Annotated in this window: 18 protein-coding genes and 1 pseudogene; 7 read left to right on the forward strand and 12 right to left on the reverse strand. The window is 69.4% G+C overall.

Going from position 1 to position 19,085, the window contains the following annotated elements:
- The first annotated feature begins 271 nt into the window (after positions 1-271).
- From uraH to guaD, 5 genes are all read left to right on the forward strand, one after another.
- Entirely contained in the window at positions 272-619 is a 348-nt protein-coding gene (uraH, locus tag CSEG_RS05425; protein WP_013078245.1) for a hydroxyisourate hydrolase, read from the forward strand.
- On the forward strand, positions 619-2,061 hold the full coding sequence (gene xdhA, locus CSEG_RS05430; protein WP_013078246.1) for a xanthine dehydrogenase small subunit: 1,443 nt from the start codon (positions 619-621) through the stop codon (positions 2,059-2,061). The genes uraH and xdhA overlap by 1 nt, the downstream gene beginning before the upstream one ends.
- A complete protein-coding gene (xdhB, locus tag CSEG_RS05435) occupies positions 2,054-4,387 on the forward strand; it encodes a xanthine dehydrogenase molybdopterin binding subunit (protein ID WP_013078247.1) in 2,334 nt (777 codons plus the stop codon). Before xdhA ends, xdhB begins: the two co-directional genes overlap by 8 nt.
- Positions 4,388-4,507: 120 nt before the next feature.
- A complete protein-coding gene (xdhC, locus tag CSEG_RS05440) occupies positions 4,508-5,518 on the forward strand; it encodes a xanthine dehydrogenase accessory protein XdhC (protein WP_013078248.1) in 1,011 nt (336 codons plus the stop codon).
- Positions 5,515-6,807, forward strand: a complete 1,293-nt coding sequence (guaD, locus tag CSEG_RS05445) for a guanine deaminase (RefSeq protein ID WP_013078249.1) — start codon at positions 5,515-5,517, stop codon at positions 6,805-6,807. Before xdhC ends, guaD begins: the two co-directional genes overlap by 4 nt.
- 12 nt (positions 6,808-6,819) lie before the next feature.
- Here the strand turns inward: guaD and CSEG_RS23725 are convergent.
- From CSEG_RS23725 to CSEG_RS05465, 5 genes and pseudogenes are all read right to left on the reverse strand, one after another.
- A pseudogene (locus tag CSEG_RS23725) lies at positions 6,820-6,908 on the reverse strand (hypothetical protein); the annotation flags it as partial.
- Positions 6,909-6,922: 14 nt separating this feature from the next.
- Positions 6,923-7,894, reverse strand: a complete 972-nt coding sequence (locus CSEG_RS05450; RefSeq protein WP_013078250.1) for a nucleoside hydrolase — start codon at positions 7,892-7,894, stop codon at positions 6,923-6,925.
- Positions 7,895-7,903: 9 nt separating this feature from the next.
- Positions 7,904-8,320 (reverse strand): oxalurate catabolism protein HpxZ, encoded by a 417-nt coding sequence (gene hpxZ, locus CSEG_RS05455; protein WP_013078251.1) that lies wholly within the window; start codon positions 8,318-8,320, stop codon positions 7,904-7,906.
- Positions 8,317-9,711, reverse strand: a complete 1,395-nt coding sequence (locus tag CSEG_RS05460; RefSeq protein WP_013078252.1) for an AtzE family amidohydrolase — start codon at positions 9,709-9,711, stop codon at positions 8,317-8,319. The genes hpxZ and CSEG_RS05460 overlap by 4 nt, the downstream gene beginning before the upstream one ends.
- Positions 9,708-9,926, reverse strand: a complete 219-nt coding sequence (locus tag CSEG_RS05465; protein ID WP_013078253.1) for a hypothetical protein — start codon at positions 9,924-9,926, stop codon at positions 9,708-9,710. Before CSEG_RS05465 ends, CSEG_RS05460 begins: the two co-directional genes overlap by 4 nt.
- A gap of 222 nt (positions 9,927-10,148) precedes the next feature.
- Here CSEG_RS05465 and CSEG_RS05470 point away from each other — a divergent pair, with 222 nt between their 5' ends.
- Positions 10,149-11,102: an acetamidase/formamidase family protein gene (locus CSEG_RS05470; protein WP_167535116.1), complete on the forward strand. Its 954-nt coding sequence runs from the start codon at positions 10,149-10,151 to the stop codon at positions 11,100-11,102.
- Between the two features lie 81 nt (positions 11,103-11,183).
- Complete coding sequence (locus CSEG_RS05475) at positions 11,184-11,906, forward strand: YceI family protein (RefSeq protein ID WP_013078255.1); 723 nt, start codon at positions 11,184-11,186, stop codon at positions 11,904-11,906.
- Here CSEG_RS05475 and CSEG_RS05480 read toward each other — a convergent pair whose 3' ends face one another.
- The 7 genes from CSEG_RS05480 to CSEG_RS05510 form a co-directional block, all read right to left on the reverse strand.
- Positions 11,907-12,584 carry a TetR family transcriptional regulator gene (locus tag CSEG_RS05480; protein WP_013078256.1) on the reverse strand — a complete coding sequence of 226 codons (678 nt, stop codon included), beginning with the start codon at positions 12,582-12,584 and terminating at the stop codon, positions 11,907-11,909.
- Positions 12,581-13,768: a urate hydroxylase PuuD gene (locus tag CSEG_RS05485; protein WP_013078257.1), complete on the reverse strand. Its 1,188-nt coding sequence runs from the start codon at positions 13,766-13,768 to the stop codon at positions 12,581-12,583. The genes CSEG_RS05480 and CSEG_RS05485 overlap by 4 nt, the downstream gene beginning before the upstream one ends.
- Positions 13,768-14,292, reverse strand: coding sequence for a 2-oxo-4-hydroxy-4-carboxy-5-ureidoimidazoline decarboxylase (uraD, locus tag CSEG_RS05490; protein ID WP_013078258.1), 525 nt, complete (start codon positions 14,290-14,292; stop codon positions 13,768-13,770). Before uraD ends, CSEG_RS05485 begins: the two co-directional genes overlap by 1 nt.
- Positions 14,289-15,209 carry an allantoinase PuuE gene (gene puuE / locus CSEG_RS05495; protein WP_013078259.1) on the reverse strand — a complete coding sequence of 307 codons (921 nt, stop codon included), beginning with the start codon at positions 15,207-15,209 and terminating at the stop codon, positions 14,289-14,291. Before puuE ends, uraD begins: the two co-directional genes overlap by 4 nt.
- A 142-nt stretch (positions 15,210-15,351) precedes the next feature.
- A complete protein-coding gene (locus CSEG_RS05500; RefSeq protein WP_013078261.1) occupies positions 15,352-16,575 on the reverse strand; it encodes a pyridoxal-phosphate-dependent aminotransferase family protein in 1,224 nt (407 codons plus the stop codon).
- Positions 16,572-17,825: an allantoate amidohydrolase gene (locus CSEG_RS05505; RefSeq protein WP_041538489.1), complete on the reverse strand. Its 1,254-nt coding sequence runs from the start codon at positions 17,823-17,825 to the stop codon at positions 16,572-16,574. The genes CSEG_RS05500 and CSEG_RS05505 overlap by 4 nt, the downstream gene beginning before the upstream one ends.
- A 170-nt stretch (positions 17,826-17,995) precedes the next feature.
- Positions 17,996-19,081 (reverse strand): mechanosensitive ion channel family protein, encoded by a 1,086-nt coding sequence (locus CSEG_RS05510; RefSeq protein ID WP_013078263.1) that lies wholly within the window; start codon positions 19,079-19,081, stop codon positions 17,996-17,998.
- Between the last annotated feature and the right edge of the window lie 4 nt (positions 19,082-19,085).

A 19,085-nucleotide genomic window follows, 5' to 3' on the forward strand; every position in this document is an offset into this window, starting at 1 on the left:
GGTCGCGGGCCGTTCACCCGTCTAGCTACCGGGGATGACCGGCTTTTCCAACCCTGTGCGACCGGGGAATGATTTCATTTGTGATAGCGGTAACATCGCGTCGCTCGTCCGAGGGGCTCTCGCAAGTAATAAATCTATTATATAATGCCTGCGCTTCGGGCGCCGCGCGCCATGTTCCTCGGCGGTTCGGCGATCGCGTTTCGCGGGCGCCTCGCGATGCTGGACATGGCGACGCGCGCGGCCGAGCATCGACTCGATCGGAGTGCGGACGATGAGCGGATTGACGACACACATCCTCGACCAGGCGGCGGGCAGGCCGGCGGCGGGCGTCGCGGTGCGCGTCTCGTGGCGCGAGGGCGAGGCCCTGTCGCCGGTCGCCGAACTGCGCACCGACGCCGATGGTCGGGCGCGCCTGATCGATGGCGAGGCCCTGGCGGTCGGCGGCTATCGCCTGGAGTTTTCGATCGGCGACCACTTCAAGGCCTCGGGCCTGCCGGTCACTGATCCGCCGTTCCTGGATGTGGTGGTGATCGATTTCGCCGTCTCGAACACCGCGCAGCACTGGCACGTGCCGCTGCTGGTCTCGCCCTACGGCTATTCCACCTACCGGGGCAGCTGATGGGCGAGGTGATCCGTTTCCTGCTGGACGGCCAGGTGCAGGAGGTGCGCGGGGCCAATCCCACCACCACCCTGCTGGAACACCTGCGCGGCCCCATGCGCCGCACAGGCACCAAGGAAGGCTGCGCCGAGGGCGACTGCGGCTCGTGCACCGTCTTGGTCGGCGAGGCGGAGGGGGACACGGTCGCCTGGCGGGCGGTCAACGCCTGCATCCAGTTCCTGCCCATGCTGCACGGCAAGGCGCTGATGACGGTGGAGAGCCTGGTCAAGGACGATGCGCTGCATCCGGTCCAAGAGGCCATGGTCGAGAAGCACGGCTCGCAATGCGGCTTCTGCACGCCCGGGATCGTCATGTCGCTTTATGGCCGCGCGGTCGGAGCCAAAGGCGCGGACGCGCCGGTCGGCGAGGTGCTGGCCGGCAACCTGTGCCGCTGCACCGGCTATGGCCCAATCATCGAGGTCGCAAAGGCTGTGACGGCCGAGGCCGCGCCGGCGGTCGATCTGGCCGCCGTGCGTGACGAGACCATGCTGGCGCTGAGCTTCGAGGACGAGGTCCACGGCGTGACGCGGACATGGCTGTCGCCGCGAACGCTCGACGAGCTGGCGCAAGCCTATCTGCAGCACCCCGACGCCACGATCGTCGCCGGAGCGACCGATGTCGGCCTCTGGGTCACCAAGCAGCGGCGGCCGCTGCCGACCCTGATCAGCGTGTCCGAGGTGGCGGAGCTCAAGGCGATCGAGGAGACGCCCGACGAGCTGCGGATCGGCGCGGGCGTCCGCTATGTCGACGCGATCGATGTGCTGGCTCGGCTCTATCCGGACCTGGGCGTGATGATGCGGCGGCTGGGCTCGACCCAGGTGCGCAACAGCGGCACGATCGGCGGCAACATCGCCAATGGCTCGCCGATCGGCGACATGCCGCCGGCCCTGATCGCGGCCGAGGCGACCCTGGTCCTGCGGCGTGGGAACGAGCGGCGCGAACTGCCGCTGGAGGCCTTCTTCCTCGAGTACGGCAAGCAGGATCGGCGACCTGGCGAGTTCGTCGAGGCGGTCGTGGTTCCGAAGCTTCCGGTGGGACGGATCTTCAAGGTCTTCAAGCTGTCCAAGCGGTTCGACCAGGACATCTCGGCGGTCTGCGGCGCGTTCTCGATCGCGGTCGAGGATGGTGTCGTGACGGACGCGCGCATCGCCTTCGGCGGCATGGCCGGGACGCCCAAGCGCGCCAAAGCCTGCGAGGCGGCCCTGGTCGGTCAGTCCTGGAGCGAGGCGACGGTCGAGGCGGCGATGGCCGCCCTGGAGACCGACTACGCGCCGATGAGCGACATGCGCGCCTCGGCGACCTACCGCGCCCTGGCCGCGCGCAACATGCTGCGCAAGGTGTTCCTGGAGAGCCTATCGCCCGATCTCGAAACCCGCGTCATTCCGGAGAGCGCCCATGGCTGACTCCGGCGTCGCCCCCGCGATCACCGCGCCGCGCGGCGTGAACGCGCCCCTGCCGCACGACAGCGCCGAACGGCATGTGGCGGGCTCGGCGATCTATGTGGATGACCTGCCCCAGCCGCCGGGGCTGCTGCACGTGCACCTGGGCACGAGCACGCGAGCCCACGCCCGGATCGCCAAGCTGGACCTGTCGGCCGTGCGGGCCTCGCCCGGCGTGGTGCTGGTGCTGAGCGCGCATGACATTCCCGGGGAGAACGACGTCAGCCCGGTGATCCACGACGATCGGCTTTTCGCTGACGGCGAGGTCCTCCACGTCGGCCAGAGCCTGTTCGCGGTCGCCGCGACCTCGATCGCCGCCGCCCGCGCCGCCGCGGCCAAGGCCGTGGTCGAGTACGAGGATCTTCCGGCCGCCATCGACATCGCCGCCGCCCGGGCCATGGACCTGAAGATCGAGGCCAGCCAGCGCATGGCGCGCGGCGACGCGCGGGCGGCGCTGGACGCCTCGCCGCGACGGATCCAGGGCGGCTTTTCGATGGGCGGCCAGGATCACTTCTATCTTGAGGGCCAGGTCGCCCTGGCCACGCCGCGCGAAGGCGGCGACGTCCACATCTGGTCGTCGACCCAGCACCCCAGCGAGGTGCAACACCTGATCGCCCGCGTGTTGGACCGGCCCCATACGGCGGTCACCGTCGAGGTCCGCCGCATGGGCGGAGGCTTTGGCGGCAAGGAGACGCAAGCCTCGCTGTTCGCCGCCGCCGCCGCCCTGGTCGCGGTCAAGACCGGCCGCCCGGCCAAGTGCCGGCCCGACCGCGACGAGGACATGGTCATGACCGGCAAACGGCATGACTTCGAGGTCGCCTACGACGTTGGCTTCGACGACGAGGGGCGGTTGACGGGTCTTTCGCTGGAGCTGGCCTCGCGCTGCGGGGCGACGACCGACCTGTCGATGGCGATCAACGACCGGGCGATGTTCCACGCCGACAACACCTACTTCCTGCCGGCGGTCGAGATCGTGTCGCACCGGTTCAAGACCCACACCGTCTCGAACACCGCTTTCCGGGGCTTTGGCGGCCCGCAGGGCATGCTGGCGATCGAGCGGGTGATGGACGCGGTCGCCGCCGAGGTCGGCCTCGATCCGCTAGAGGTGCGCCGCCGCAACCTCTATGGCGGCGAGGGCCGGAACCTGACGCCCTACCACCAGGTGGTCGAGGACAATGTCGCGCCGCAGTTGATCGAGGAACTGGCCGCGTCCTGCGATTACGAGGCCCGCCGCCGCGAGATCGAGGCGTTCAACAAGGCCAGCCCCGTGCTGAAGAAGGGCGTCGCCCTGACGCCCGTGAAGTTCGGCATCTCGTTCACGACCACCCACCTCAACCAGGCCGGCGCGCTGATCCACCTCTACGCCGACGGCTCGATCCTGCTGAACCACGGCGGGACCGAGATGGGGCAGGGGCTGAACATCAAGGTCGCCCAGATCGTCGCCCAGGCCTTCCAGGTCGACGCCTCGCGGGTGAAGATCACCTCGACGGTCACCGACAAGGTGCCCAACACCTCGGCCACGGCCGCCTCGTCGGGCGCGGACCTGAACGGCATGGCCGCCCTGAACGCGGCCGAGACGATCAAGGCGCGGCTTGTGGACTTCGCCGCCGCCAAGTGGAGCGTCGCGCCGGAAGCGATCGCCTTCACGCCGGATGGCGTGCGGGTGGGAGAGAAGACGTTCGAGTTCGGCTGGTTCGCCCGCCAGGCCTATCTGGCGCGGATCTCGCTGTCGGCCACCGGCTTCTACGCGACGCCCAAGATCCACTACGACCGCGCCACCCACACCGGCCGGCCGTTCTACTACTTCGCCTACGGCGCGGCCTGCAGCGAGGTGTTGATCGACACCCTGACCGGCGAGATGAAGGTGACGCGCGCCGACATCCTGCACGACGTCGGCAAGTCGCTGAATCCCGCCATCGATCTCGGCCAGATCGAGGGCGGCTTCGTCCAGGGCATGGGCTGGCTGACGACCGAGGAGCTCGTCTACGACGGAGAGGGCCGCCTGCGCACGCACGCGCCCTCGACCTACAAGATCCCGACCTGCGGCGACCGTCCGGCGCATCTGGACATCCGCCTGTGGAAGGCCGGCCGCAATGTCGAGGCGACCGTGCACCGCTCCAAGGCCGTCGGCGAGCCGCCGTTCATGCTGGCGATCTCGGTGCATTCGGCGATCAACCACGCGGTGTCCAGCGTTGGCGACTACAAGATCTTCCCCGAGCTGAACGCGCCGGCGACGCCGGAGGCGATCCTGATGGCGTGCGAGGATGTCCGGAGGCGGGCCCGTGCTTAGCGCCCCCTCCGTCCGCTTCGCGTCCACCTCCCCCGTTGCACGGGGGAGGATGACAGCTTCCTCACCCGCAACGCGGGGGAGGTGGCGCGGCGTGGATGCGCGCCGTGACGGAGGGGGCGCATGAGCAGGAACTGGGCCCGCGCCGCGCTCGCCCGTCTCGACGCCCATGACGAGGCCGCCCTGGTCACCGTCCTTGCGACCGAGGGCTCGGCGCCGCGCGAGGCGGGGGCCAAGATGGTCGTCTGGCGCGAGGGCCAGGACGGCACCATCGGCGGCGGCAATCTGGAGTACCGCGTCGCCGACCAGGCGCGGCGGATGCTGGATGGAAGCCAGGCGCACTTCGCGATCCAGGACTATCCGCTGGGGCCGCTGCTGGCCCAGTGCTGCGGCGGCCGCGTGCGGCTGTTCCTAGAGCGCCTCGACGACAAGAGCCGCGACTGGCTGACCGAGGCGGCTCGGCGCATGGACGCGGCCCAGCCGTTCGAGGTCCGCACGCGCTTTGATCCTGGCGCACTGGGCAAGACCATCGCGCCGATCCTGGCGACCGCCAGCGACGCCCCGGCCGTCACCCTGGCGGGCGCGCCGGCCAGCGCGCGCGGGGCGCGGCCCGAGCTCGGCGACGAGTTGGTCGAGCGCGCCGACGCGCCGCGGCCGCCGCTGCTGCTGTTCGGCGCCGGTCATGTTGGCCAGGCGATCGCCCGCGCCTTCGAGCCGCTGCCGTTCCGCCTGTTCTGGTACGACAGTCGCCCCGAGACCGCGCAGATCCCCGGCGTCACGGTGCTGGAGCCGGCCGAGATGGCGGCCAAGGCCATGGGTGCGACGCCCGACGCCTATGGCCTGGTGCTGACCCACGACCACGCCCTGGACTACGCCCTGGTCTCGGCGGGGCTGGCGGGCGGGGGCTTCGGCTATTTCGGCGTCATCGGCTCGAAGACCAAGCGCGCGCGGTTCATGAGCCGGTTACGCGATGATGGTTTCTCCGAAGTCGTGCTGACCCGCCTGACCTGTCCGATCGGCCTGCCGGGCCTGAAGAGCAAGGCGCCGGAGGTGATCGCGGTCTCGGTGGCCGCCGACCTCCTGATGCGCCAGGAAGCCGCGCGCGTGCGCAACGACGAGAGTTCGAAGACGTGAAAGCCTATCGAGGGTCGATCCTCCACCTGCTGGACGACCCGACCAAGACCTCGCACGCGGAGGCGGTCGCCTTCCACGAAGACGGCCTGCTGCTGGTCGAGGACGGCCGCGTGGCCGCCTGCGGCGCCTATGCGGACCTCGCCGGACGCCTGGGCGACACGCCGGTCGAGGACCTGACCGGCCACCTGATCACGCCGGGCTTCATCGACACGCACATCCACTTCCCGCAGGTCGACGTGATCGCGGCCCACGGCGCGCAACTGCTCGACTGGCTGGAGCAGCACACCTTCCCGTGCGAGGCGGCGTTCGCCGATCCGGCGCATGCGGCTCAGACCGCGACGTTCTTCATCGACGAACTGCTGCGCAACGGCACGACCACGGCGCTGGTGTTCGGCTCGGTGCACAAGGTCTCGGTCGAAGCCCTGTTCGCCGAGGCCCTCTCGCGCGACATGCGGCTGATCGCCGGCAAGACCCTGATGGACCGCAACGCGCCCGAGGGCCTGACCGACACGGTCGAGAGCAGCCGCGTCGACATGGAGGCGCTGATCGCCGACTGGCACGGCAAGGGGCGCCTGGGCTACGCGGTCACGCCGCGCTTTGCGATCAGTTGCAGCGACGAACAACTGGCCATGGCTGGCGAGGTCTTGGCGGCTCATCCCGGCGTCTGGATGCAGACGCACCTGTCGGAAAACGCCCATGAGATCGAGGAGACGGCGCGGCTCTTCCCCGCCGCCACGGACTATCTCGACGTCTATGACCGCTTTGGCCTGCTCCGCGAGCGCTCGGTCTTCGCCCACTGCGTCCACTTGAAGGGCGAGGCGTTTCAGCGAATGGCGGCCAAGGGCGGGGCGGCGGCGTTCTGCCCGAGCTCGAACCTGTTCCTGGGCTCGGGCCTCTTCCCGCTGAAGGACGCCTGCGCCCACGGGGTGAAGGTCGGCATGGGCACCGACGTCGGCGCCGGCACGACCTTCTCGATCCTCCATACGCTGGGCGAGGCCTACAAGGTCGGCCAGCTGCGCGGCGACGCGCTCGACCCGTTCCAGGCCTTCTATCTGGGCACGCTGGGCGGGGCGCGGACGCTGGATCTGGACGACAAGATCGGAAACCTCGCGCCCGGCAAGGAAGCGGATTTCCTGGCGCTGGACCTGGCGGCCACGCCGCTGATCGCGCGCCGGCTGAACGCGGCCAAGACGCTGGAGGACAAGCTCTTCGCGCTGACGGTGCTGGGCGATGACCGGGTGGTCGCGCGGACGTATCTGGCCGGCGTGCAGCGGTACAGGCGGGAGTAGTCCGAGGACTCGCCCCCTCCGCGCTACGCGCTCCTCCCCCGGGAGGGGGAAGAAGGATCTCCTTCCGCCCGCCTTCGGGGGCGGACGACCCGCGAAGCGGGTCAGGTGGGGGGAGTCACCCGTGCTTGGCCGTCATCGTTTCGGCGTACAGCTTCAGCAGCCGCTCGCCGTCGACCGCAATGGTCGCGGCCTGGATCGGCTGGTCGTCCCAGGCGGACGGCCCGAACAGTTCGCCTTCGGCCTTCTGGCAGGTCTGACCCAGCGCGATGCCCTCGGTGACCACGCGGACCGAGCCGCGGCGCACCGTGAACAGCGTCGGGTCGATCACGAAGGCGACCGCGGCCGCATCGTGGACGCAGCAGCCGACGATGCCGTCGCGGCCGCCGTAGAAGGCGGCGTAGGGCTTGGAGATGGCGTTCAGGAAGCCGCCGGCGTCGCTGCCGCCGGCCGCCAGGGCGTCCATGTAGGCGGGCGACATCACGACCTGGGTCGTCACGTCCAGGCTGACGGCGGTCAGTTTCCAGGGGGCGGTGAAGACCTGGTCGGCGGCCTCGGGATCGTTCCAGATGTTGGCCTCGGCGACGGGCGTGACATTGCCGGGCTTGCCGGCCACGCCGAACGCGCCGCCCATGATCACGACCGACTTCAGCAGGCTGGCGACCTCGGGATCGGCCTGCAAAGCGAGGGCCAGGTTGGTCAGCGGACCGACCGCGCACAGCACGACCTCGCCAGGATACTGGCGGGCCAAGTCGATGATCGCCTGGTGGGCCGGCTTGGCTTCAGGCTGCTCGGGGACGAGACCCGTCAACTCGACGTCGCCCAGGCCGTTCTCGCCGTGCACGAAGGTCGGCGAGGGGTTGCGCGGGCGGACCAGGGGCTTGTCCGTGCCCTTGTAGACCGGCGCCTTCAGGCCGAAGCGGCGCTTCAGATAGAGGGCGTTGCGGGTGGTGGTGTCGATGTCGGAATTGCCGAAGATGGTCGTCACCGCGATCAGGTCGAGGGCGGGGCTCGCCTCGATGAACAGCAGCGCCATCGCGTCGTCGATGCCGGGATCGGTGTCGAAGATGATCTTGGTCGGGGTCGTCATTCGAGGGCTCTAGCGCTTTTCGGTCGGGGAGGCGAGCCGTTGATCGGCGCTCTCCTGCATCAGGGAGACGTGGGCCGAGGCGACCTTCCAGCCGTCCTCGGTGCGGATCCAGGTCTGGCTCTGGCGGCCGAGGCGGCCCGTGTCGTCGCGCTGGAACAAGACGTTGGCGGTCGCGAAGTCCGACCCGAAGGTGGTGATCTCGGTCCGCAGGCGCGTGCGGGGCGGCGAGCCGCCGGCCCGGCCGACGCGGAAGGCGGCGATCTCGTCGAAGCTCCACAGGTTCTCGGCCACGCCCAGGCGCACCGTGTGGGCCGAGTTCCAGAACGCGCCATCCAGGGCCGCCACGTCATTGGTCATCAGCGCCGTCTCATAGGCGTCGACCAGGGCCGTCACCTCGGCCAGGACGGCGGGGTCGTTGACGATCATGCGAAGGCTTCCGGCGGATGGGCGGCGACGACGCCGGCGCGCTGCAGGCGCAGGGCCGCGGCGAAGGCCAGGTCCTCGCGCCAGGGCGGGGCGATGATCTGCACGCCGATCGGCAACTGGCCCGGACGGTTCACCGGCGCGGCGACCACCGGCAGGCCGATATAGCTGATCGGCTGGGTGAAGGCGCCGAGGTTCTTGCGGACGGACACCGGAACGCCGTCCATCTCCATGGTCGCCTGGCCGATCGGCGGGGCGGGGCAGACCGAGGCCGGGGCCAGCAGCACGTCGTAGCGCTGGAAGACCTTGGCGACTTCATCGCGGAAAATGGTGCGATAGCGCCGAGCGGCCTCGGCGACGCCTTGCGGCAGCAGGGCGCCGGCCAGCAGGCGGTCGCGCACGGCCGGGTCATAGTCCATGGCGCGGACGGCCAGGTCGTCGTGGTGCAGCTCGCCACCCTCGAAGGCGGTCAGGCAGAAGGCGGCGGCGCGGGCGGCCTGGGCGCCGGACAGGATGACGTCAGTGTCGGCCGATAGCGCCTGGGCGACCCGATCCAGCGCCGCCAGCACGTCCGGGAACGCGCCTTGCTGGAACCAGCCGCCCAGGACGCCGACGCGCAGCGGCTGTTCGGCCAGCGCATCGAGACGGCCGGTCAGCGGCTCGGCCTCGCGCACGCAGATCGGATCGCCCTCGCGATCGGGCCCCTGCAGCACGTCATAGGCCAGGGCCAGCTCCTCGACCGAGCGGGCGAAGGGGCCCACGTGGTCCAGGCTCTCGACGAACGGGAAGACGCCCTGGCGCGACAGGCGGCCGTAGGTGGGCTTCAGGCCGAAGACGCCGCACAGGCCGGCGGGAATGCGGATCGAGCCGTTGGTGTCCGAGCCCAGGGTCAGCGGGACAAGGCCCGCCGCCACGGCCGCCGCCGAGCCGCCGGAAGAGCCGCCCGCGATCCGCGTCGGATCGTGCGGGTTGCGCACCGGGCCGTCGTGGGCGTTCTCGGTGACGAAGCCGTAGGCGAACTCGTCCATGTTCAGCGCGCCGACCAGGATCGCGCCGGCGGCGGTCAGGCGCTGAACCAGGGTGGCGTCGCGCGTCGGCGGGGCGGCTTCACGGCGGATCTTCGAGCCGGCAAGGGTCGGCAGGCTCTCGATGTCGAACAGGTTCTTCACGGCGAACGGCACGCCCGCCAGGGCGCCGAGCGGCTGCCCGGCGGCGCGGGCCGCGTCGACCGCGTCGGCAGCCGCCAGGGCGCGTTCGGCGGACACGGCGGTGAAGGCGTTGAGCGCGCCATCCCGCTTCTCGATCGACGCCAGGGTGGCCTCGGTGATCGCGCGCGCGGTCACGTCGCCGTCGCGGACCTGGGCCGCGATGTCGAAGGCGCTGAGGAAGCTCACGGCTGGAACGGCTCCGGCGCCGCGCCGGCCGCCTCGCCGAGCGCCGCCACGAACAGGCGGGTCTGGGATTGCAGCAGGGCGATATTGTCGATCACGGCGGGCAGGGCCTCGGTCGGAAGCGACAGACCGCGCTCGGCGGCGCGGGCCGTCGTCCAAGGCGCGATTTCGGCCTCGGCAAGGTCGAGGAAGGCCTGTGTTTCCGCGTCGAGCGCCATCCGGCCAAGCTCCATAAGTAAGAAAAAACTTCATACACCCGGGTTCGCCGGGCGCGCCAGTCCCGGCGGCGCCCGCGTCCGCGATCGCCCAAGCCCGCGCCACTTTGGCCCGCGCGTCGCTCGCTGCAAGGGCAGGGCGGCCTGATCTTGCCCGCGCGCGCCTTCGAAACCTTGGGATCGGCCGCGAGCCAGCGCCAGATGAACTTGTAATAGAAGGCTTACTTGATGGCGCATCACCGACTGGCCTCGGCCCCCGACACGATCCGTTTCGGCATGTTCGACGCGGCCTTCGATCCCGTGCTGACGGTGGCGTCGGGCGACAGCGTCACTTTCGAGTGCGTGTCGGGCGGCGTCGAGGTCATGCCGCCGGCCGGCTCGCCCTACGCGGTGCCGCCGGCCCTGCAGGCGATCCATGACAGCAAGCCCGAGCGGATCGGCCCGCACATTCTCACGGGCCCCGTCGCCATCGCCGGCGCCGAGCCCGGCGACACGCTGGAGGTCCGGATCGAGGCCATCGAGCCGAACAACGACTGGGGCTACTGCGCCGTGCGACCGCTGGCCGGCACGATCCCCGAGGACTTCCCCGAGCGCTATGTCAGCCACATCGCCGTCGACCGGACCCGCGGCGTCTGCAAGCCCGAGTGGGGGCCTGAGCTGCCGCTGGCGCCGTTCTTCGGCACCATGGGCGTGGCCCCGCCCGCGCGCTACGGGCGTCTCTCCAGCCGCGAACCGCGCGAGCACGGCGGCAACATGGACAACAAGGAGCTGGTCGCCGGCTCGACCCTCTATCTGCCGGTCTGGGTTCCTGGCGCGAACTTCTCGGTCGGCGACGGCCACGGCCGCCAGGGTGACGGCGAGGTCTGCGTCAACGCGCTGGAGATGGGCCTGACCGGGACCTTCACCTTCGTGCTGCATAGGGCTTCCGACATCGGCGCCTTCGCCTGGCCCCGCGCCGAGACGCCCACGCATTACATCCTGATGGGCTTCAACGAGGATCTCGACCTGGCCATGAAGCAGGCTCTACGGCAGACCATCGACTTCATCACGGCCCGCTCTTCCCTGACCCGCGTGCAGGCCTACCAGTTCTGCTCGCTAGCCGTGGACTTCCGCGTCACCCAGACCGTCAACGGCGAAAAGGGCGTCCATGCGCTGCTGAAGAAGGGGCTGCTGTTCTGAGGGCAATGAGCGCTGCCGCAACCTCTCGTAAGCGTCTACGTTGACCCTCAGCGCGAGGATCGCGCCTTGGGAGGCCAACGCATGAGAATGATCCTGCCCGTGGTGGCGCTACTCGCAGTCGCCGCCTGCTCGCCGTCCGCCGACGACAAGAAGGCCGCCGAGCCGCCGCTGGTCGCCGCGCCGCCCGCGGCCGCCGCGCTCAAGCCGCCCAAGGCCAACATCCCGGCCGGCGACTATGTGCTGGACAAGTCGCACGCCACCCTGGTGTTCCGGGTCAGCCATCTGGGCTTCTCGCACTACACCGCGGCCTTCGCGACCTTCGACGCCAAGCTCCGGTTCGACCAGAACAACGCCGTCGCCAGCGCGGTCGAGGCGACGATCGATCCAAAATCACTGACCCTGCCGTCGCCGCCGGCAGGCTTCCTGGCCGAGCTGATCGGGCCGCAGTGGCTCAACACCGGGACCTATCCGTCCATCACCTTCCGCTCGACCAAGGTCGAGGTCACCGGCCCCGACACCGGCAAGGTCATCGGCGACCTGACGCTGCATGGCGTCACCAAGCCCGTCACCTTGGACGTGACCTACAACGGCGGCTATGTCGGCCATCCGATGGACCCGCACGCGCGCGTTGGCTTCTCGGCCAAGGGCGTCTTCAAGCGCTCGGACTTCGGGATCGCCTATGGCGTTCCAGCGCCCGGTACGACCATGGGCGTCGGCGACGAGGTTGAGGTCCAGATCGAGGCCGAGTTTACGGGGCCGCCGCTGGTCAACGCTCCGCCGACGTCGGCGCCGGCGGCCCAGTAGCTAGCGCGCGCCGCGCGTCAGATAGCCTTCCAGCAGCGCCAGGGCGTGGTCGAGCCGCGCCTTGCGCCACTCGGGCGCGGACATGTCCGTATCCAGCGTCGCCGACAGCGAATAGCCGTTGGCCAGGTGGAAGCGGCTCATGGCCGCGATGGTGACGTAGATCTGCACGGGGTCGAGGTCTGGGCCGAAAACGCCCTGGTCCTGGCCGCTCTTGATCAGGCGCTCGATCGTCCGACGCAGGGGGAAGGCGGTCTCGGTCACCACGCGCGACTGCGAGGCGAACTTGCCGTGTTGCAGGTTCTCGTTGCGCAGCAAGCCCTCGAACTTCGGATTCTTCTCGAAGTAGTCGAAGGTGAAGCGCTGCAGCTCGAGGAAGCCCTCCAGCGGCTTGTCGAAGTCGATCTTCAGCTCGGCCTCGCGCGCCCGCAGGTCCATGTAGGCGCTTTCGAGGACGGCCATGTACAGGCCCTTCTTGTCCCCGAAGTAGTGGTACAGCATCCGGATGTTGCACTTGGCGGCCTTGACGATCTTCTCGATCCGGGCCCCCGCGAAGCCGGCTTGGGCGAACTCCCTGAGGGCCGCGGCGAGGATCGCCTTACGGGTCCGCTCGGCGTTACGCTTGCGCGGAGCGGTCTCGCTCTCGGCCTTGGCGGTGGCATCCAGCACGGCGTCGGTCACGGGGTCTTGGCTCCCTGCTTGATCCAGGCGCCCAGCTGGGCGCGCTCCTCTTCGGTCATGCCGGTCTCGTTGCCAAGGGGCATGCTGGTCGAGAGGACCGCGCGTTCGTTGATTTTCGGTGCGTAGGTCTGGATATGCGCAGGGGTGTCGAACGCCGCGCCCAAAGGTGGGGCGGAAAAGCCGGGATGGGTGGGCGTGGCGGCGTGGCACGCCACGCAATGCTTCTGGATGATTCCCTCGGCCACCGAGAAGGGAACCTCGCCGCTGACCTCGACCTTGTCCTTGGGCTTCATCGAGGCGATCGCCGTGGCGCCGAAGATCAGCAGCGCGCCGACAAACAACAGCTCGTGCCGGATCTTCCCGAAGTGACGCTGGATGAAGAAGTAGCGGATCGCGATCGCGCCGGCGCTGATCAGGGCCAGCAGCAGCCAGGCCTTCGGGTGACCCGAGATCGCCGGATAGTGGTTGCTGATCATGATGAAGATGACCGGCAGGGTCATGTGGGTGTTGTGCACCGACCGCTGCTTGCCCATCGCGCCCAGGCGCGGATCGACGGGGCGGCCGGCCAGCATGTCGGCGACGATCTTGCGCTGGTTGGGGATGATGACCAGGAAGACGTTCCCGACCATGCAGGTGCCGATGATCGCGCCGACGTGGATAAAGGCGCCGCGATCGGAGAACAGCTGGGTCAAGGCCCAGGTCGCGGCGGTCAGGATCGAAAACCAGACCACGCCGAACAGCTTGCCGCTCTTGCCCAGCGGCGAGCGGCACAGGGCTTCGTAGGTCGCCAGACCGCCGAAGATGAAGGCCAGGCCCACGCCGATCGCCTGGGCTTGGGTGAAGGCGTGCTTGGCCGGATCGATCAGATAGACGCCGGCCTGCCAGTAGTAGAGCACCGTCAGCAGCGCGAAGCCCGACAGCCAGGTGGTGTAGGCTTCCCATTTAAACCAGTGCAGGTGCTCGGGCATGTGGGCCGGCGCGACCATGTACTTTTGCGAGTGGTAGAAGCCGCCGCCGTGCACGGCCCACAGCTCGCCCTTCACGCCGTCCTTGGGCGGGTTCGGGTCGCGCAGATTGTTGTCCAACCAGACGAAATAGAAGGATGCGCCGATCCAGGCCACGCCCGCGATCACGTGCAGCCAGCGCAGCGCCATGCCGGCCCATCCAGCGAAATCGTAGTCCATCAGATCTTCACCGCGTCGAGCAGTCTAAGCTTGGAGATCAGGCCGATCTGGGTGATCGCCTCGGCGATCTCGGCCGTCTCGTCGTTGGCTAGCCGCGCCTGCATGGCGGCCAGAATCGAGGCCTTGTCGTTCAGGCGCACGCAGATGATGAACGGGAAGCCGAAGCGCTCCCGATAGGCGGCGTTGAGGTCGTGGAAGCGCGCGAACTCCTCGGGCGTCAGCCGGTCCAAGCCCGCGCTGGCCTGCTCGGCGTTGCTCTCGGCCGTCAGCTGCTTGGCGATCGCCGCCTTGCTGGCCAGTTCCGGGTGCGCGCGGATCAGGGCCAGCTTGTCGGCGCTGGTCGCGGCGTTGAGCACCGCCATCATCGCGTCGTGCAGCGCCTCGACGCTGGCGAAGGGGCGGTCGCTCCAGGCGCGCTCGACCACCCAGGGCGAGAGCTCGAAGGCGAACCCCAGGGCGGTGGTGAAGCCGGTCTGGTTCATGCTGTTCAGCCGAGCCAGGGTCAGGGGCGGGGCGCCGCTCATGTCTTGCTCCCCTCATACGGATGCTCGATAATCCAGTGCCGCGCGATGTCGATGCGCCGGGCCACCCAGACGCGGTCGTGGTTCGTCACGTGCTCCAGGAAACGCCGCAGGGCGCCGATGCGGCCGGGCTTGCCGACCACGCGGCAGTGCAGGCCCACGCTCATCATCTTCGGCGAGGTCTCGCCCTCCAGATAGAGGGCGTCGAAGGCGTCGCGCAGATAGGTGAAGAATTGCTCGCCGGTGTTGAAGCCCTGCGCGGCCGTGAAGCGCATGTCGTTGGCTTCCAGCGTGTAGGGCACGATCAGCTGCGGCCGGCCGTGCTGGTCGTCCCAGTAGGGCAGGTCGTCGGCGTAGCTGTCGGCGTCGTAGACGAAGCCGCCTTCCTGGGCGACCAGCCGCGCGGTGTTGGGGCTGGTGCGGCCCTGGTACCAGCCCAGCGGGCGCTCGCCGGTCAGGCGCGTCTGGATCTCGATGGCCCGCTGGATGTGCTCCAGCTCCTGGTCGGGCGTGAAGTGCTGGTAGTCGATCCAACGATAGCCGTGGCTGGCGATCTCCCAGCCGGACTTCATCATCGCCTCGACGGCGTCGGGATGGCGCTCCATGGCCTGGGCGACGCCGAAGACGGTCAGCGGCAGGCGGAACTCGTCGAAGAGGCGCCGGATGCGCCAGAAGCCGGCGCGCGAACCGTATTCGTAGAGGCTCTCCATCGACATGTGCCGCATGCCCTGGATGGGTTGGGCGCCGACCATCTCCGAGAGGAAGAACTCGCTGACCGGATCGCCGTGCAGGACCGAGCGCTCGGCGCCTTCCTCGTAGTTCAGGACGAACTGCACGGCGACGCGGGCGTGGTTGGGCCATCGCGCGTGCGGCGGATGCTCGCCGTAGCCGATGAGATCGCGGGGGTAGGACGCAGTCATGCCTTCTGCCCCCTCTGGGGGCGGACGACCGCGCGCAGCGCGGTCAGGTGGGGGCGAGTAGGGGGATTTCGCTCAACGCTTGCCCCCTCCGCGCCTTCGGCGCTCCTCCCCCGGAGGGGGAAGAAGGTGTTCGCCAGCCCGCTCATCCGTACACCTTCGCCGCCGCGTCGACGCCGGCGCCGGCCGGGGCGCCGAAGCCTTCCCAGCGCAGCACCGCCTCGAGGGCCGCCAGGGTCTGCAGGACCGCGTGCTTGCGGGCGTTCACGCCCATGGTCCCGATGCGCCAGATCTTGCCGGTCAGGGGACCGAAAGCCGAGCCGATCTCGATCTCGAAGTCAGTGCGCATCCGCGCCTTCACGCGGTCGTAGTCGACGCCTTCGGGGACCCAGACGCCGGTGACGTTGGTCATCTTGTGAGCCTTGTCGCCGTAGATCGACAGGCCCATGGCCTCCAGGCCCGCGGTCATGGCCGCGCCGGCCTTGGCGTGGCGATCGAAGCGCGCCGGCAGCCCTTCCTCCAGCACTAGCCGGGCGCATTCGCGGGCCGCGAACAGCATGGGCGCGCACTCGGTGTGGTGGTTCAGGCGCTTCTCGGACCAGTAGTCCATGATCATGGCCAGGTCGAAGTAGTTCGAGGCGATGCGGCGTCCGTTTCCGGCCGCGCCGCCGGTTCCGGCCAGACCCTTCTCGACGTGACGACGCGAGAAGATGTGCTCGGCGGCCTGGTCGCTGATCGTGATCGGGGCCGAGCCCGACGGGCCGCCCAGACACTTCTGCAGGCCGGCCGTGACGATGTCGGCGCCCCAGGCGTCGACGGGGACGTCCATGCCCGACAGGGTGGCGGTCGCGTCGACATACATCAGCGCCCCGTGCGCGCGGCAGATCGCGCCGATCTGGTCCAGCGGCTGGGCCATGGTGGTCGAGGTGTCGCCATGGACGCAGGCCACCAGCCGCGGCTTCACGCGCTTGACGGCGTCCTCGACGGCCTGCGGATCGACGACGGTTCCCCAGGGGGCCTCGACGAAGGTGACCTTGGCGTCGCAGCGCTCGGCGATCTCGGCCAGCAGCAGACCGAAGCGCCCGGCGTTGACCACCACGACATCATCCCCGGGCTGAAGCGTCGAGACCAAGGCCGCCTCGATGCCGGCGCGCGAGGTGCCGTCGATCGTGAAGGTCCAGCGGTTCTTCGTCTGGAAGACGCCGCGATAGAGGGCCATGACCTCATTCATGTAGCCGGTGAACTCGGGGTCGAACTGGCCCAACAGCTGCACCGACATGGCCCGCAGCACGCGCGGGTGCACGTTGATCGGGCCTGGCCCCATCAGCAGGCGGGCGGGGTGGTCGAGCTCGTGAAAAGTATCGGTCATGCGCGTTCGCGTCGTTCTAGCTTGTCGATGAAGGTGAGCATGGCGCGGGCGGCCAAGGCGCAGTCGGCCTCGGTCACGGCCTCGGCCGGGTTGTGGCTGATCCCGCCCTCGCAGCGGATGAACAGCATGGCGGTGGGGCAGAGATCGGCCATCACCATGGCGTCGTGACCCGCGCCACTGGGCAGGCGACGGGCCGGTAGGGAAAGGTCGCTCAGCGCCTCTTCCAAGATGCCGATCAGCGAAGGATCGCAAGGACTCTCGGCCAGGGCCTGCATCAGGTGGATCTCGGCCTTGAGGTCGCGCGCCGTCGCGATCGCATGGATCTCGGCGCAGATGGCGTCGACGGCCGCGTCGCGCGTCGCCGAGGTCTCGGCGCGGATGTCCATCGAGAACTCGACCGCGCCAGGAATGACGTTAAAGGCGCCGGGCAGGGCGGTGATCCGGCCGACCGTGCCGACCAGGCCGTCGGTCCCGGCGCGGCAGATGCGCTCGAGGGCCAGCAAGCATTCGGCGGCGGCGGGGCCGGGGTCCTTGCGCAGGGCCATCGGCGTCGTGCCCGCGTGGCCGGCCGTCCCGACGATCTTGACCATGATGCGCTTCTGAGCGGCGATGGCGGTGACCACGCCCAGCGCCAGGCCTTCGGCCTCCAGCACCGGGCCCTGTTCGATGTGCGCCTCGAGGAAGGCCAGGACCTCCTCGGGTTTCCTGGCCGCGCTTGCGATCCCGGCCGGATCGCCGCCGAACGCCGCCAGGGCTTCGGCGACGGAGACGCCCTCGGCGTCGCGCATCTCCAGGGCGGAGGCGTCCAGCGTGCCGGCGATCGCGCGGCTGCAGCTCATCGAGGCCGGGAAACGCGAGCCCTCCTCGTCGCCGAACGCGATGACCTCGACCGCGAACGGCAGGCGGCGGCCGGCGCGATGCAGCGCCTCGACCACGTCGATCCCCAGCATGACGCCCAGCGGTCCGTCATAGCGCCCGCCGTTGCGGACGCTGTCGATATGCGAGCCGATAATCAGCGCCTTGGCGCCCGTCGCCTCGCCCTCGTAGCGGCCGATCAGGTTGGCGGCGGCGTCGCGGCGCACGCTCATGCCGGCTTGCCGCATCCAGTCTTCGAGCGCGGACAGGGCGGCGGCGTGGGCGGGGGTCAGGAACCGACGCGTTAGCTGTCCATCGACCTCGCTATAGGGCGGAACGCCCAGCAGGTCGCAGCGCGCCTTGGCCCTCGCGCCGATGTCGAAACCCTCGGTCAAGTCCGCCTTGGCCTCCATCCCTAAGCTCTAGCAGGCTGCGCCCACCGCTTCTTCGCGACAAGCGCTTCCGGCGCGACGATCTCGCCCAGGCGCCCGCGCGCGCGCCATGTCGAGCGAACGGCGCCTCTTCATAAGTCATAATTTGCTTACTTACGGAAGAGCGGCGGCGCTTAGGCCTCGCCGGCCGCCAGGGCCAGGCGGCGACGCGGGAAGGCTTCCGGCAGTTCGTCGCGCAGGAAGGCCATCATCTTCTCGCGCACTTCGCAACGCAGGTCGAAGGTGGTGGGCGCGTTGCGCGCGCTGACCAGGCAGCGCACCTCCATCACCTCGGCGGTCAGGTCGGTGACGGCCAGGTTGACCACCTTGCCGTCCCAGCGAGGCGAGGCCTTGGCGATCTCTTCCAGCTTGGCGCGCAGGCGGTCGACGGGCGCGGCGGGGTCGACATAGAGCATGGCCGTGCCGATCAGGGCCGCGCTCTCGCGAGTCCAGTTCTGGAAAGGGTTCTGGATGAAATAGTTGAGCGGCAGCACCATGCGTCGCCAGTCCCACAGACGCACGACGACATAGGTGGCGTTGATCTCCTCGATGTTCCCCCATTCCTTCTCGACGATGACGGCGTCGTCGATGCGGATCGGCTGGGTGACGGCGATCTGGATGCCGGCGATCAGATTGGTCAGCAGGGGCTGCAGGGCCAGGCCAACGATAATGCTGGCCGCGCCGCCGGCCGCCAGCAGGCTGACACCCCATTGCCGGACGCCCGGGATGGTCATCAACGCCAAGGCCAGGGTGACGATGCCGACGAGGATGGCGACCGCCCGCCGCAGAATCCGCACCTGCGTCACGTGCTTGCGGGCCAGGAGGTTGTCTTCGACGTCGACCTTGAAGCCGCGCAGATAGAGGGCGGCGCCGATGTCCAGGGCGGTCAGGCACATCCAGCCCAGCAGCAGGATGAACAGCACCAGCAACAGGTGTCGCGCGGCGTCGGCTTGGCCGCCGGTGAGCGGCGCGGCCGAGACCGCGGGGCCCAGCGCCGCCACGATGATCGCCAGTCGGGTGGGCCGGCGGGTGCGGGCGATCAGGGCCTGCCAGAAGACCTCGCGTTTGGAGAGGGTTCGCCGGACCAGACCCACCGCAAGCGCGTGGAGCAGGAGGGCCAGCAGCAGGGCGACGGCGATCAGGGTCAGGCTGACGAGCCACGGCGGGGCCCAGCCGGCCATCGCGGCCGACGCCGCGAGCCAGGAGAAGAGGTCTTGCATGCCT

It is taken from the genome of Caulobacter segnis ATCC 21756 (assembly GCF_000092285.1).
Taxonomy (GTDB): Bacteria; Pseudomonadota; Alphaproteobacteria; order Caulobacterales; family Caulobacteraceae; genus Caulobacter; species Caulobacter segnis.